A 14,644-nucleotide genomic window follows, 5' to 3' on the forward strand; every position below is an offset into this window, starting at 1 on the left:
ACTAGCGGGTCGCCGCCTGCATCTGGCGCAGCTCCTTCTTGAGGTCGCCCAGCTCGTCGCGGAGCCGGGCCGCGAGCTCGAAGTGCAGGTCCGCGGCGGCTTGGTGCATCTGCTGGGTGAGCTCCTGGATCAGGTCGGCGAGCTCCGCGGCCGGCATCTCGGCGTGCTGGGTGCGCGAGGGGGAGCCCTCCCCCGCCTTGACCCGGCCCTTGCCGCCCTTGCCGCGGGACTGGGACCGGCCACTGCCCATGAGTGCCTCGGTGTCGGCGTCCTCGCGCTGCAGCATGTCGGTGATGTCGGCAATCCGCTTGCGCAGCGGCTGCGGGTCGACGCCCTTCGCCTTGTTGTAGGCGATCTGCTTGTCCCGGCGACGGTGCGTCTCGTCGATCGCCTCCCGCATCGACGGGGTGACGGTATCGGCATACATGTGCACCTGGCCGGACACGTTGCGCGCGGCACGCCCGATCGTCTGGATCAGGCTGCGCGCGGAGCGCAGGAACCCCTCCTTGTCGGCGTCGAGGATGCTCACCAGCGACACCTCGGGCAGGTCCAGACCCTCCCGCAGCAGGTTGATGCCCACCAGCACGTCGAACTCCCCCATCCGCAGCTCACGGAGCAGCTCCACGCGGCGTAGCGTGTCGACCTCGGAGTGCAGGTAGCGCACCCGGACGCCCTTCTCCAGCAGGTAGTCGGTGAGGTCCTCGGCCATCTTCTTCGTCAGGGTGGTGACGAGAACGCGCTCGTCCTTGGCCGTGCGCTCGTGGATCTCGTGCAACAGGTCATCGATCTGGCCCTTGGTCGGCTTGAGGACCACCTCGGGGTCGACCAGCCCGGTGGGGCGGATGATCTGCTCGACGACCCCGTTGCTCTTGGCCACCTCGTAGTCGCCGGGTGTCGCCGACAGGTAGACGGTCTGGCCGATCCGCTCGAGGAACTCCTCCCAGCGCAGCGGCCGGTTGTCCATGGCGCTCGGCAACCGGAAACCGTGCTCGACGAGGGTCCGCTTGCGGGACATGTCGCCCTCGTACATCGCCCCGATCTGCGGCACGGTGACGTGCGACTCGTCGATGACGAGCAGGAAGTCCTCGGGGAAGTAGTCCAGCAGGCAGTTCGGCGCCGAGCCCGCGGAACGGCCGTCGATGTGCCGGCTGTAGTTCTCGATGCCGGAGCAGGACCCGATCTGCCGCATCATCTCGATGTCGTAGGTGGTGCGCATGCGCAGCCGCTGGGCCTCCAGCAGCTTGCCCTGCTGCTCGAACGCGGCCAGCTGCTCCCCGAGCTCCTGCTCGATCCCGTTGATCGCGCGCTCCATCCGCTCCGGGCCCGCGACGTAGTGCGAGGCAGGGAAGACGTACATCTCCTGCTCCTCGCGGATCACCTCGCCGGTGAGCGGGTGCAGCGTGTAGAGCCGCTCGATCTCGTCGCCGAAGAACTCGATGCGGATGGCGAGCTCCTCGTAGACCGGGATGATCTCCACGGTGTCGCCGCGGACCCGGAAGGTGCCACGGGTGAAGGCCAGGTCGTTGCGGGTGTACTGCATCTGCACGAAGCGCCGCAGCAGCTCGTCGCGCTCCACCTCCTCACCGACCCGGAGGCGCGTCATCCGGTCGACGTACTCCTGCGGTGTGCCCAGGCCGTAGATGCAGGACACGGACGCGACCACGACGACGTCCCGGCGGGTGAGCAGGGAGTTGGTGGTGCTGTGCCGCAGCCGCTCGACCTCGTCGTTGATCGAGGAGTCCTTCTCGATGTAGGTGTCCGTCTGCGGGACGTAGGCCTCGGGCTGGTAGTAGTCGTAGTAGCTGACGAAGTACTCGACCGCGTTGTGCGGCAGCAGCTCGCGGAACTCGTTCGCGAGCTGGGCGGCCAGGGTCTTGTTGGGCGCCATGACCAGGGTGGGCCGCTGGACCTGCTCGATCAGCCACGCCGCGGTCGCGGACTTGCCGGTGCCGGTGGCCCCCAGCAGGACGACGTCCTGCTCTCCGGCGTTGATCCGCTTCGCCAGGTCGGCGATGGCCGTCGGCTGGTCGCCACTGGGGGCGTAGTCGGAGACCACCTCGAAGGGCGCCACCGTGCGTTGGAGGTCAGTCGTCGGGCGCATGATGCCACGGTAAACGTCGGCGGTGACAGCGCCATTCCGCGCGCGCACCACACCGGCCCACGGGGGCTCAGCCCCGCGCCAGCACCGCGACCGCCGTGCCCACCCCCAGCACGGCGAGGGCGACCACGACGGCGCAGACCCGGACCATGTCCGGCCACGGGGTGCTGTCCGGCTGCACCGGCGACGGCCCGGGAGCGGTGCGGCGGCTCAGCTCGGTGAGGTGCTCCACCCGGCGCCGGAGCAGGTTGACGAACAGCGTCGTGCCGAGCCCCACGACGGCGCTGAACAGCGCCAGGACCCAGTGGTGGCCGCGCAGGTCGACCAGCAGCATCCCCATGACCGCGACGTTCGCCGACACGGCGGTGCGCTGCCAGGACAGTGCCGTGCGTTCCGGCTGCAGGCCGCCACGGTCGGTGATGACCAGCCGGCTCATCGACGGGCCAGCTCCACGAGGCTCAGTCCCACCATCACCAGGGACAGCAGTCCCACGCCGATCGCCAGCGGCAGCAGGGCGTGCGGCGCCGGCAGCGGCCGCTTCTCGCGCAGCGCACGCTCCACCCGGCGCCACCCGAACACCGCCCGCAGCGCCGTGATCCCGCCGCCGACACACGCTGCGGCCCCCACCAGCGGGGTCCACGCGGGCATGCTCGTCACGCTGGCCAGGGAGACCAGCGCCACCCCGCCGGCGACGATGGCCAGCGCCGTGCGCATCCACGCCAGCGCCGTGCGCTCGTTGGCGAGCGAGAAGCGCGGGTCCGGCTCCTCCCCGACCTGGTAGACCTTCCCCGGCCGGCGCCCCGGGTTCATCGTGGAGCCTCCCAGCCGTTCTCGCGGGCCCACTCCTCGGCCCGCGGACAGGCGCTGTCGAACCACGGCTCCTTGGCCGCCGCGTAGTCCGAGGTCGTCGCGTGGGCGGCCGCCAACCGGCGCTTCGTGCCGGCATACTCCTCCCGCGCGGAAGGGTCGGCGCGCAACCAGTCGCGGAAGAGCAGGGCGAAGCGCGCACCGACGCTGCCCTGCTCGCGGACGTGCACGTGCACCACCCGGCCGGGGTCGCTGCTGCCGTGGAACCGCTTGCGCCACTGCCGCGGGTCGGGCACCGACGGTTTCGGCCGGTCGCCCAGGATGCCGCGCGAGCGGGGGAAGCCGGCGGCGGTGAGGTCACGGACAAAGGCCGGCCGGTCGGCCTCCTCCAGCCGGGCCACCTCCACCTGGAGGTCGATGACGTCCTTGGCCAGCAGCCCGGGCACGCTCGTGGAGCCCACGTGCTCGACGGCGACCACCCGGTCGCCGAGCACGCGCCCCAGCCGGGCAACAAGGCGAGCGGCCTGCGTGGGCCAGGTCTCGTCATACGGCACCAGTGTGGGCACCTCCGGACGCCGAGCCCGTATGCCGGCACGCACATTCTGCTCGAACGGCACCAGCCGCTCCCGCCAGAGGGCGTCGACCGCGTCGCGCAGCCGCTCGGGAGCCCCGTTGTTGTCGAGCCAGACGTCGGCGGCCCGGCGGCGCTGGGCGTCATCGACCTGGGAGCGGATCCGGGCGCGGGCTTCGACGTCCGACATGCCGCGGTCACGCACCAGCCGCTCGACGCGCACGTCCTCGGCGGCGCCGACGACGAGGACCAGGTGGTAGTCCGGCCCCATGCCCTTCTCGACGAGGAGCGGCACGTCGTGGACGACGACCTGGTCCGCTGCCGCCGCGGCGACGAGCTCACGGGTGCGGGCGGCGATCCGGGGATGGGTGATCAGCTCGAGGTCGCGGCGGGCCGCGGCGTCGTCGAACACCAGGGTGCCGAGGGCGGCACGGTCGAGGCTGCCGTCTGCCGTGAGGACGTCGGCGCCGAAGCGCTCGGCGACCGCGGCCAGCCCCTCCGAACCGGGGGCCACGACCTCCCGAGCCAGGACGTCGGCGTCCACGACGAGGGCACCGAGCTCGCGCAGGCGGACGGCGGCCGTCGACTTGCCGGCTCCGATCCCTCCGGTCAGCCCCACACGCAGCACGGTCGCGACCCTACCGAAGCGTCCAGCGACGCGGACGGGGCCCGGACCGTCACCGGTCCGAGCCCCGTCACGCTCGTTTCCTCACGCTGTCGTCGCGCTCAGAACCCGACTTTCGCGCTCCTCGGCGCTCCGGGCCTCGCTACGCTCGTTTCCTCACGCTGTCGTCGCGCTCAGCCGCCCGTGAGCTTCTCGCGCAGCGCCGCGAGTGCCTCGTCGGAGGCGAGGGTGCCGCCACCGGAGGCCGGGGCCGACGGGGTGGCCGACGACGAGGACGAGCTCGAGGAGCCGCCGGAGGAGTAGGACGTCGCCGAGGCGGCACCGGCCTCGCCCTCGGCCTGCTGGGCCTCCTCGACCTGCCGCTTGTGCGCCTCCCAACGGGCGTGGGCGTCGGCGTACTGCTTCTCCCAGGCCTCGCGCTGGGCCTCGTAGCCCTCGAGCCACTCGTTGGTCTCGGGGTCGAAGCCCTCGGGGTACTTGTAGTTGCCGTTCTCGTCGTACTCGGCCGCCATGCCGTAGAGCGTGGGGTCGAACTCGGCGATCTGGCTGCCGTCGTTCGCCTGCTTGAGCGACAGCGAGATGCGCCGACGCTCGAGGTCGATGTCGATGACCTTGACGAAGATGTCCTGGCCGACCTGCACGACCTGCTCGGGCAGCTCCACGTGGCGCTCGGCCAGCTCGGAGATGTGCACGAGGCCCTCGATGCCGTCGTCGACGCGGACGAACGCACCGAACGGCACCAGCTTGGTGACCTTGCCCGGCACGACCTGGCCGATGGCGTGGGTGCGGGCGAAGTGCTGCCACGGGTCTTCCTGGGTGGCCTTCAGCGACAGGGAGACGCGCTCGCGCTCCATGTCGACGTCGAGCACCTCGACGGTGACCTCCTGGCCGACCTCGACGACCTCGGAGGGGTGGTCGATGTGCTTCCAGGACAGCTCGGAGACGTGCACCAGCCCGTCGACCCCGCCGAGGTCGACGAACGCACCGAAGTTGACGATGCTGCTGACCACGCCGGTGCGGATCTGGCCCTTCTGCAGCTCCTTGAGGAACCCGGTGCGCACCTCGGACTGCGTCTGCTCCAACCACGCGCGCCGCGACAGGACCACGTTGTTGCGGTTCTTGTCCAGCTCGATGATCTTGGCCTCGATCTCGCGGCCCACGTAGGGCTGCAGGTCGCGCACGCGGCGCATCTCGACGAGGGAGGCGGGCAGGAAGCCGCGGAGGCCGATGTCGAGGATCAGGCCGCCCTTGACCACCTCGATGACGGTGCCGGTGACGACGCCGTCCTCCTCCTTGATCTTCTCGATGGTGCCCCAGGCGCGCTCGTACTGGGCGCGCTTCTTGGAGAGGATCAGCCGGCCTTCCTTGTCCTCCTTCTGGAGGACCAGGGCCTCGACCTCGTCGCCGACGGTGACGACCTCTGCCGGGTCGACGTCGTGCTTGATCGACAGCTCGCGCGAGGGGATGACACCCTCGGTCTTGTAGCCGATGTCGAGCAGGACCTCGTCCCGGTCGACCTTGACGATGACACCTTCGACGATGTCCCCGTCGTTGAAGTGCTTCATCGTCGCGTCGATCGCGGCGAGCAGCTCCTCCTCAGACCCGATGTCGTTGACGGCGATCTGAGGGCTGGCCGTGGCGGCCGTGGTTGCAGTCATGTAGTAGGGGCTCCGTAATGGGCTTGGTCGGTCGGCAGGACACGCCGACGCCGCGACGTGGCGCATCCTGATGCTGTCAATTCTGATGTGAGGTGCGCGCGCCACCCGGGCAGGACCCAGCCGTGCACACGCCGCACCCGTCCACCCTACCGACGGCATCTGGGCATGGTCAAAGCACGTCCGCGGCAGGGCAGGATACGACACGTGCCAGAGCCATCCGACGTCCCCGCCCACGTGTCCCGACGGCGCGCCGCGACCGAGGAGACCGCGAGCGCGAACCGCCGATGGTGGGACGCCGAGGCCGGCGACTACTACCGCGAGCACGGCGCCTTCCTGGGCGACGAGGACGTCGTCTGGGGACCGGAGGGAGTGCGTGAGTCCGAGCTGCACCTGCTCGGTGACCCGGCCGACCTCGCCGGCCGGGTCCTGCTCGAGATCGGAGCCGGTGCCGCCCAGTGCGCGCGCTGGGTCGCCCGGCACGGCGGGCGGGTGGTGGCCACGGACCTGTCCGGCGGCATGCTGCGCCAGGCCCGCGCCGTCGCCGCCCGTCGTGCCCGGACCGGAGCCGGTATGCCGACACGCACCGGAGCCGGTCGCGTCACCGACGTGCCCCTCGTCCAGTGCGACGGACTGGAGCTGCCGTTCGGCGACGGCCGCTTCGACACGGTCTTCACGGCATACGGCGTGTTCCCATTCGTGGCCGACTCAGCGCGGGTGCTGCGCGAGTGCGCACGGGTACTGCGCCCAGGGGGACGGCTGGTCTTCTCGACCTCGCACCCGCTGCGCTGGGCGCTGCCGGACGCGCCGGGTGAGGAGGGTCTCGTGGTGCGACACTCCTACTTCGACCGGACGCCCTATGTGGAGGAGAACGAGGCGCGGCAGGCGACCTACGTCGAGCACCACCGCACCCTGGGCGACCGCGTCCGCGAGGTCACCGCCGCGGGGCTGCGGCTCGTGGACCTCGTGGAGCCGGAGTGGCCGGAGTGGAACACCGCCACGTGGGGCGGGTGGAGCCCCCTGCGTGGCCGGCTGGTGCCCGGCACGGCGATCTTCGTCGCGGAGAAGCCGACGCGTCGGTGACGGCCGCGGCCGGCGCCCGGACACCATCCCCGAGCCGGGCCGCCACCCGCCACCACCAGCGGCGCGGGCGTGTTCAGGCGTCGCGCCGCACCATCAGCACGGCCCCACACACGAGCAGGAAGGCGACCTCGCCGATGAAGACGAGGTAGCCGTGCCACGGCCCGAGGGCGTCCGGCTGGGACACCACGTGGGTGACCCGCTCGCCGGCCGAGCTGAGGAAGTACTTGTTCGCCGAGCGCACCACGTCGGCAGGGATCGCACTGAGCACGATCGGGATGACGAACAGGAGTGCGACGCTGACGGTGATCGCTCCCGCGCTGTGCCGCAACAGGATGCCGATGGCGAAGCCGAGCAGGCCGGACGCGGTGAGCAGCAGTCCGCCGCCGATGACGGCCCGCAACACGTGGGGCTCACCGATGCCGACACCGACGCCGTGGGCATTGAAGAAGATCATGCCGACGTAGAAGGACACGAAGCTGGTGATGAGGCCGCTGACGACGGCCACGAGGGTGAAGACGACGGCCTTGGCGGTCAGCAGCCGGATCCGACCCGGCACCGCGGTCAGGCTCGAGCGGATCCCGCCGGTGGAGTACTCCCCGCTGATCACGAGCACGCCGAGCACCGCGATCGGCAGCTGGCCGAAGAGCAGCCCGGCCAGGGCGACGTTCGTCACGTCGAGCGTGCCCCCGGCGGCCGCTTCCCGCAGGTGAGTCGCGGTCCCCCAGGACGCGAGCGCCGCGAACCCGACGGTCACCACGAACATGGCGACGATCGTCCAGGGCGTGGAGCGCAGCGACCACAGCTTCGTCCACTCCGAGCGCATCACCCACAGCAGGTTGTCCGAGCCGCTGCGCTCCGTGCGGTGGGTTCCGGCCGACGTCGTGGGCGTGCTCATGCTCCCTGCTCCTGCTCCTGCTCCTGCTCCTGCTCGAGCGCCTGCTGCTGTTCGGCCTCCCCGGGAGCGCCGGCGTGGTACTCCACGCTGCCGCGGGTCATCTCCATGAACGCCGCCTCGAGGGAGGACTTCTGCTCGAAGAGCTCGAGCACCGCCACCTGCTGCTGCAGCGCCAGGTGACCGACCTCGTCCGTGCTCAGTCCGGTGACCTGCAGGTAGCCGTCGACCTGTTCCGCGGTGACGCCGCGGGACCGGAGCGCCTCGCCGAGCCGGTCCGGCTCGGAGACACGGACCCGCACGTGCCCCTTGGAGTGCTCGTCGATGAAGGCCTTGGTCGAGGTGTCCGCGAGCAGCCGCCCTCGCCCGATCACCACGAGGTGGTCGGCGGTCAGGGCCATCTCGCTCATCAGGTGGCTGGAGACCAGCACCGTCCTGCCCTGTCCGGCGAGGTACTGCATGAACGTGCGGATCCACAGGATCCCCTCGGGGTCCAGCCCGTTGACCGGTTCGTCGAACATCAGCACCCCGGGGTCGCCCAGCAGCGCCGCCGCGATCCCGAGGCGTTGGGACATGCCCAGGGAGAACTCCTTGACGCGCCGCTTGGCGACGTCGGTCAGTCCGGTGAGCTCCACGACCTCCCCGACCCGGCTCCGCGGCAGGCCGTTGCTCTGCGCGAGGGCGAGCAGGTGCGCCCGGGCCGAGCGCCCGCCGTGGACGTCCTTGGCGTCGAGCAGTGCTCCCACCTGCCGCAGCGGGGTCCGCATCTTCGCGTACGGCACGCCGTTGACGAGGGCCTCCCCCGCGGTCGGGCGGTCCAGCCCCAGGATCATCCGCATCGTGGTGGACTTGCCGGCGCCGTTCGGGCCGAGGAAGCCGGTGACCACGCCCGGCTGCACGTCGAACGACAGGTGGTCGACGGCGAGCGTCGCGCCGAACTTCTTGGTCAGCCCCTTGACCTCGATCATCACGTCCCCAACGTCGGCTGCCCGTTCAGCATCGCACAGGCCGCTGAGGAGGCGCTGAGCCGGCGGACGTCGTCAGCGACCGATCAGTGGGCGGCGTCGTGCCACGAGGCGCCGACGCCGACGCTCACCGAAAGCGGCACGTCGAGCTCGATCGCCGCGCCCATCTCCCGGCAGACCAGCTGCTCGACGTCCTGCCGTTCGCCCGGTGCCACCTCGAGCACGAGCTCGTCGTGCACCTGCAGCAGCACCCGGGAGTGCAGCCGCTGCTCCGTCAGCGCCCTGTCGACGCGGAGCATCGCGAGCTTGATGATGTCTGCGGCCGACCCCTGGATCGGGGCGTTCAGCGCCATCCGCTCGGCCATCTCGCGTCGCTGCCGGTTGTCGGCGTTGAGGTCGGGCAGGTAGCGGCGGCGGCCGAGCATGGTCTCGGTGTAACCCGTGCGCCGGGCCTCGGCCACCACCTCGCGCAGGTAGTCACGCACCCCGCCGAAGCGGGCGAAGTACTCCTCCATCAGCGCGCTCGCCTCGCTGGTGGGGATGGTGAGCTGCTTGGACAGCCCGTAGGCGGACAGTCCGTAGGCGAGTCCGTAGGACATCGCCTTGACCTTCGACCTCATCTCGAGGGTGACGTCCTCCGGCTCGACGGCGAAGACGCGCGAGCCGACGAACCGGTGCAGGTCCTCGCCGGTGCGGAAGGCCTCGATGAGGCCCTCGTCGCCGGACAGGTGCGCCATGATCCGCATCTCGATCTGGCTGTAGTCCGCGGAGAGCAAGGACTCGAACGCCACCCCGTCCTGGCTGCCGACGACGAACATCTCGCGGATCCGGCGCCCCTCCTCGGTGCGGATCGGGATGTTCTGCAGGTTGGGGTCGGTCGAGGACAGCCGGCCCGTCGCGGCGATGGTCTGCTGGTACGTGGTGTGGATCCGGCCGTCGTCGGCGACCGACTTGAGCAGCCCCTCGACCGTCTGCCGCAGCCGCGAGGCGTCGCGGTGGCGCAACAGCGCCTCGAGGAACGGGTGCTCGGTCTTGATGAAGAGGTCCTTCAGCGCGTCCGCGTCGGTGGTGTAGCCGGTCTTGGTGCGCTTCGTCTTCGGCATGCCGAGGGTGTCGAAGAGGACGACCTGCAGCTGCTTGGGCGAGCCGAGGTTGATCTCCTCGCCGCCGATCGCCTCGTAGGCGTCGAGCTGGGCCTCCCGAACGGCGTCGGCGAACTCCGACTCCAGCCGCTCCAGGGCCGGCACGTCGACGGCGATGCCGACCTCCTCCATGCCGGCGAGCACGCCGACGAGCGGCAGCTCCAGGTCGGCCAGCAGGGTCGTGCCGTGCGTCTCCTCCAGCCGCTCGTCGAGCTCGGCAGCGAGGTCGAGCACGGCTCGCGCCCGCACCATCGCGGCGCGTGCCTGCGCGTCCCCCTCCGGTGAGAAGTCGAGCACGCCCTGGCCGCCGGGGCCCTGCTCCTCCCGCAGCTCGCGCTTCAGGTGCCGCAGGACCAGGTCGGCGAGATCGTAGGAGCGCTGGTCCGGTCGCACCAGGTAGGCGGCCAGCGCGGTGTCACTGGTCACGCCGCGCAGCGCGAGGCCCCGGGCGGCCAGCGCCTCGACCGGCCCCTTGGCGTCGTGCAGTGCCTTCGGACGCTTCTCGTCGGCCAGCCACGCGGCCACCGCCTGCTCGCCCTCCTCGGTGAGGGTCGGCATACCGAAGTATGCCGCGGGGCCGGCAGCCGTGGCGACGGCCAGCGCCTCGAGGTCCCCGGTGCCGCGCGCCCACGTGCCGACCGCGTGCAACCCGACCCGCTCGCCGTGGCCGGCGTGCTCCTCGAGCCACGCGGCGACCTGCTCGGGCTCGAGGACCTCGGGGTCGACGTCGAAGCCCTCCTCGGCCTCGACCTCCACCGACTCGAGAGTGGAGAAGAGCCGGTCCCGCAGGACGCGGAACTCGAGCCCGTCGAAGACGCGGTGGACCTCCTCGCGGTCCCACTGCCGCCGCTTGAGGTCGTCCACGGTGACGTCGAGCTGGAGGTCGCAGACGAGCGCGTTGAGGCGGCGGTTGCGCAGGACGCCGTCGAGGTGGTCGCGCAGCGACTGCCCGGCCTTGCCCTTGATCTCGGTGACGTGGTCGACGATGCCGGCCAGGTCGCCGTACTGCCCGATCCACTTGGCTGCCGTCTTCGGGCCGACGCCGGGCACGCCGGGCAGGTTGTCGGAGGACTCCCCCACGAGGGCCGCGAGGTCGCTGTAACGCTCCGGGGGCACGCCGTACTTGTCCTGCACCGCCTCCGGTGTCATGCGGGCCAGGTCCGAGACGCCCTTGCGCGGGTAGAGCACCGTGACCTGGTCGCCCACCAGCTGCAGCGCATCGCGGTCACCGGAGCAGACGAGGACCTCCAAACCCTGGTCGCGCGCCTGGGTCGTGAGGGTGCCGATGATGTCGTCGGCCTCGAAGCCGGGCAGCTCGACGTAGGGGATCCGCAGCGCGTCGAGCACCTCCTGCACGAGGGAGAGCTGCCCCTTGAACTCGTCGGGGGTCGTGGCGCGGCCGGCCTTGTACTCGGCGTACTGCTCGGTGCGGAAGGTCTGCCGGGAGACGTCGAAGGCGACCCCGACGTGGGTGGGCTCCTCGTCGCGGAGGACGTTGATGAGCATGGAGGTGAAGCCGAACACCGCGTTGGTGGACTGCCCGGTCTTGGTCGAGAAGTTCTCCACCGGGAGGGCGAAGAAGGCGCGATAGGCCAGCGAGTGTCCGTCGAGTAGGAGGAGTCGGCTCACGGGCACGAGCCTACGGGTCGGCGACGACAGCCGGTGACCGCCCGAGCGCCGCTCCGCGGGCCGACCGGTGAGGGGCTCAGCCGCGGATGAGCTGCCGCGCCGGGCGGCCGGCGCGAGCGCGCAGTGAGCGCCGTCGCTGCAGCACCTCGTCCAGCGCTGGTCGGTCCTCGGGCGCACCGAGCCGGCGGCGCAGCGCGCCGGTCGAGGTGACCCGCCGGACGACGAAGGAGTGGAACCCCAACCGGGCGAAGAAGCGGTTGCTCTCGCGTGCCTGGGCCGGCACGCAGGCGGCGATCTGCTCCGCGCCGCGCTCCTCGGCCACGCGCGCTGCCGCGGCCAGCAGGGCCTTGGCGGTGCCGCTGCGTCGGGCGGAGGGCACCACGTAGAGCTGGTCGACCCAGATGCTCGAGCCCTCCGACAGCGCGGTGAGGGGACTCTCCAGCAGCGCCACGTAGCCGACGGCCTCCCCGACGGACTCCGCCAGGAACACCGTCACCCCGTCCCGCTCCAGCGCCGCTGCCAGCCGGCCCGCCACGTCGCGGGACGCCGTCTCCGGCGGCGCGCCCTGCTCGACGAGGAACGCCGTCCACAACTCGATGAACCGGTCCGTGGTTCCCGGGGTCTCCGGGGTGACCTTGCGGATCGTGAGGGAACCGGGTCGGTGCCGCACCACGCTGCCTCCACTTGAGTGATCAACTACCAGAGAGTAACCCCTGCGACCGGCCCGGCCGCCACCTGCTGGGACGCCGCACCGGGACCGCGCGGCGCGACCTACAGTGACCGCCGTGGACGCCACGTTCCCCGGTCTCGGCACCCTCCTCAACATCGCCACCGTCGTGGTCGGGTCACTGCTCGGTATGGCGGTCGGTCACCGACTGCCCGAACGCACCCGGTCCGTGGTCACCGACTGCCTCGGGCTCACGACGTTGCTGATGGCCGGCCTGTCGGCGATCGCGGTCACCGACGGCTCGCTGTCGCGGGCAGTGGGGAGCGGTGCCCCCGTGCTCATCGTGCTCGGCAGCCTCCTCATCGGTGGCATCGCCGGCTCGCTGTGGGGCATCGAGCGCCGGCTCGAGGGACTGGCCGGCACCATCCAGGGCCGGTTCGCCCGTCGCCGCCGGCGCGCCGGCGCCCGTGCCGCGGTGGCAGCCGCCGGCCGCTCCGCCGACCTCGGTGTCCAGCCCCCCACCGGGCTGGACCACGGATCCCGCGAGCGCTTCATCGAGGGCTGGCTGACCGCCTCCCTGCTGTTCTGCGTCGGTCCCCTGACCATCCTCGGCTCGCTGTCGGACGGGCTCGGCCGCGGCATCGACCAACTCGCCCTGAAGTCGGTCCTCGACGGGTTCGCCGCCCTCGCGTTCGCGTCCTCCTTCGGCGTCGGTGTCCTGCTCTCGGCCGTGTCGGTCCTCGTGGTCCAGGGAGCATTGACGCTCGTCGGGGTCCTCCTCGGCGCGGTGATGCCGGACGCGCAGATCGCCGCCCTCACGGCGACCGGTGGGCTGCTGCTCGTGGGGATCGCCTTCCGGCTGTTGCGGATCCGCGAGGTCCCGGTCGGGGACCTGTTGCCCGCCCTCGCCGTTGCACCGCTCCTCACGCTGGTGGTCTCCACGCTGCGCTGACACGTGTTCCGGCGCAGGCAAGGTCACGTTTCGGTCGCCTTCTGCGCAAACTCTCGGGACCTGCCTCGGCCTGTGCTTAGATTCTGCGCCAATGACCCCCTCGAAGGAGGACCTTGTGCGCGCTCGCCTCATCGCGATCGTTGTGGCCTCCTTCCTGGCGTTGTTCCTCGCCCCGGCCCTGCCCTCCCTCGCCACGCCCGTGGCGGACGGGGGCCAGTCGGTGAACGGCACCCTGCGGTCGCCCGCCGGTTCTGGCGTGCCGGGCGTGAAGGTCACCGTCACCCGGCACGGTTCCCCGACCGGCTCCGCGACGACGGACCAGACCGGGCACTGGAAGATCGCTGTCCCCGAACCCGGGACGTATGCCGTGTCCCTGGACGTCGGGAGCCTGCCGACCTCGCTGCAGCTGCGGACGAAGGGGGGACAGACCCTGCCGTCGGTGACCGTTCGACCGGGCGAGGACCGGACCGTGCTGTTCCCCCTGATCCCGAGCTCGCAGAAGCAGGAGCAACCGACGTCAGCGGCGACCTCGAGCTCCGGGTCGTCCTCGTCGGCCAGTCCCCCGTCTACCTCCGCCGAGGGCGGCACCACCTCGGGTGGGGCGGTCGACCAAGCGGCCGCCGACCGGGCCGACCAGGCCACCGGGTTCACGAGCCGCTTCCTGCAACTGGTGGTGGAGGGGATCAAGCTCGGCGCCATCATCGCCATTACCGCAGTGGGGTTGTCGCTGGTCTTCGGCACCACGAGACTCATCAACTTCGCCCACGGCGAGCTCGTCACGATCGGCGCCTTCGCCGCACTCTGGTTCAGCACCACCGGGTTCCACCTGCCGCTGGTGCTCGCCACAGTCATCGCGGTGGCCATCGGTGCCCTCGTGGGTGGCGCGATGGAAGCCGGTCTGTGGCGTCCCATGCGGGCGCGTGGAGCCGGGCTGATCCAGATGTTCATCATCTCGATCGGGCTGTCCCTCCTGCTGCGCCACGTCCTGCTGGTGATCTTCGGGTCGCGCCGCAGCCAGTACGCGCAGTACACGGTGCAGGACGCCCTGAACCTCGGGCCGGTCTCGATCACCCCCCGCGACCTCGTGGTGACGCTGCTGTCGCTGGCCGTGCTGCTCGGTGTGGCGTTCGCACTCCAGCGGACCCGCATGGGCAAGGCCACCCGGGCGATCGCCGACAACAAGGACCTCGCCGAGGCCTCCGGGATCGACGTGAACCGGGTGATCCTGCTGATCTGGATGGTCGGCGGTGGTCTGGCCGCGCTCGGCGGCGTCTTCTACGGCCTCACCCAAGCCGTCTACTGGGACATGGGCTTCAACCTGCTGCTGCTCATGTTCGCCGGCGTCATCCTCGGTGGGCTCGGCAGCGCCTACGGGGCGATGATCGGCAGCTTCGCCGTGGGGCTGGTGGCGCAGCTGTCCACACTGTGGTTCGAACCCGAGCTGCAGAACGCCTGGGCGCTGCTCGCCCTCATCGTCGTGCTCCTGTTCCGACCACAAGGCATCCTCGGCCGCGCGGAACGCGCGGGCTAGGGCAGGCCAGGACACCGACGCAGAAGG

Annotated in this window: 12 protein-coding genes; 3 read left to right on the forward strand and 9 right to left on the reverse strand. The window is 71.1% G+C overall.

From position 1 onward, the window contains the following. Nucleotide 1: 1 nt before the first annotated feature. The 5 genes from uvrB to rpsA form a co-directional block, all read right to left on the reverse strand. Nucleotides 2-2,101 carry an excinuclease ABC subunit UvrB gene (gene uvrB, locus VFL99_RS03355; protein WP_325104914.1) on the reverse strand — a complete coding sequence of 700 codons (2,100 nt, stop codon included), beginning with the start codon at nt 2,099-2,101 and terminating at the stop codon, nt 2-4. Nucleotides 2,102-2,168: 67 nt separating this feature from the next. After that, a complete protein-coding gene (locus tag VFL99_RS03360; protein ID WP_325104915.1) occupies nt 2,169-2,534 on the reverse strand; it encodes a DUF202 domain-containing protein in 366 nt (121 codons plus the stop codon). After that, nucleotides 2,531-2,908, reverse strand: a complete 378-nt coding sequence (locus VFL99_RS03365; protein ID WP_325104916.1) for a YidH family protein — start codon at nt 2,906-2,908, stop codon at nt 2,531-2,533. Before VFL99_RS03365 ends, VFL99_RS03360 begins: the two co-directional genes overlap by 4 nt. Further along, entirely contained in the window at nt 2,905-4,104 is a 1,200-nt protein-coding gene (gene coaE, locus VFL99_RS03370) for a dephospho-CoA kinase (protein WP_325104917.1), read from the reverse strand. The genes VFL99_RS03365 and coaE overlap by 4 nt, the downstream gene beginning before the upstream one ends. A 170-nt stretch (nt 4,105-4,274) precedes the next feature. Continuing rightward, nucleotides 4,275-5,759 (reverse strand): 30S ribosomal protein S1, encoded by a 1,485-nt coding sequence (gene rpsA / locus VFL99_RS03375; RefSeq protein WP_325104918.1) that lies wholly within the window; start codon nt 5,757-5,759, stop codon nt 4,275-4,277. 165 nt (nt 5,760-5,924) lie between these two features. Between rpsA and VFL99_RS03380 the strand changes: the two genes are divergently transcribed. Beyond that, nucleotides 5,925-6,839 carry a class I SAM-dependent methyltransferase gene (locus tag VFL99_RS03380; RefSeq protein ID WP_414713709.1) on the forward strand — a complete coding sequence of 305 codons (915 nt, stop codon included), beginning with the start codon at nt 5,925-5,927 and terminating at the stop codon, nt 6,837-6,839. A gap of 73 nt (nt 6,840-6,912) precedes the next feature. Here VFL99_RS03380 and VFL99_RS03385 read toward each other — a convergent pair whose 3' ends face one another. From VFL99_RS03385 to VFL99_RS03400, 4 genes are all read right to left on the reverse strand, one after another. After that, nucleotides 6,913-7,734 (reverse strand): ABC transporter permease, encoded by an 822-nt coding sequence (locus VFL99_RS03385; RefSeq protein WP_325104920.1) that lies wholly within the window; start codon nt 7,732-7,734, stop codon nt 6,913-6,915. After that, nucleotides 7,731-8,699 carry an ABC transporter ATP-binding protein gene (locus tag VFL99_RS03390; RefSeq protein WP_325104944.1) on the reverse strand — a complete coding sequence of 323 codons (969 nt, stop codon included), beginning with the start codon at nt 8,697-8,699 and terminating at the stop codon, nt 7,731-7,733. The genes VFL99_RS03385 and VFL99_RS03390 overlap by 4 nt, the downstream gene beginning before the upstream one ends. An 83-nt stretch (nt 8,700-8,782) precedes the next feature. Further along, the gene (gene polA / locus VFL99_RS03395; RefSeq protein WP_325104921.1) at nt 8,783-11,467 is read right to left on the reverse strand and encodes a DNA polymerase I; all 2,685 of its coding nucleotides are present in this window, start codon (nt 11,465-11,467) and stop codon (nt 8,783-8,785) included. A gap of 76 nt (nt 11,468-11,543) precedes the next feature. Further along, the gene (locus VFL99_RS03400) at nt 11,544-12,140 is read right to left on the reverse strand and encodes a GNAT family N-acetyltransferase (RefSeq protein ID WP_325104922.1); all 597 of its coding nucleotides are present in this window, start codon (nt 12,138-12,140) and stop codon (nt 11,544-11,546) included. A gap of 112 nt (nt 12,141-12,252) precedes the next feature. Here VFL99_RS03400 and VFL99_RS03405 point away from each other — a divergent pair, with 112 nt between their 5' ends. After that, on the forward strand, nt 12,253-13,086 hold the full coding sequence (locus tag VFL99_RS03405; protein WP_325104923.1) for a DUF554 domain-containing protein: 834 nt from the start codon (nt 12,253-12,255) through the stop codon (nt 13,084-13,086). A 115-nt stretch (nt 13,087-13,201) separates the two neighbouring features. Next, complete coding sequence (locus VFL99_RS03410) at nt 13,202-14,617, forward strand: branched-chain amino acid ABC transporter permease (RefSeq protein WP_325104924.1); 1,416 nt, start codon at nt 13,202-13,204, stop codon at nt 14,615-14,617. Nucleotides 14,618-14,644 lie beyond the last annotated feature (27 nt).

Source organism: Segeticoccus sp. (genome assembly GCF_035708005.1).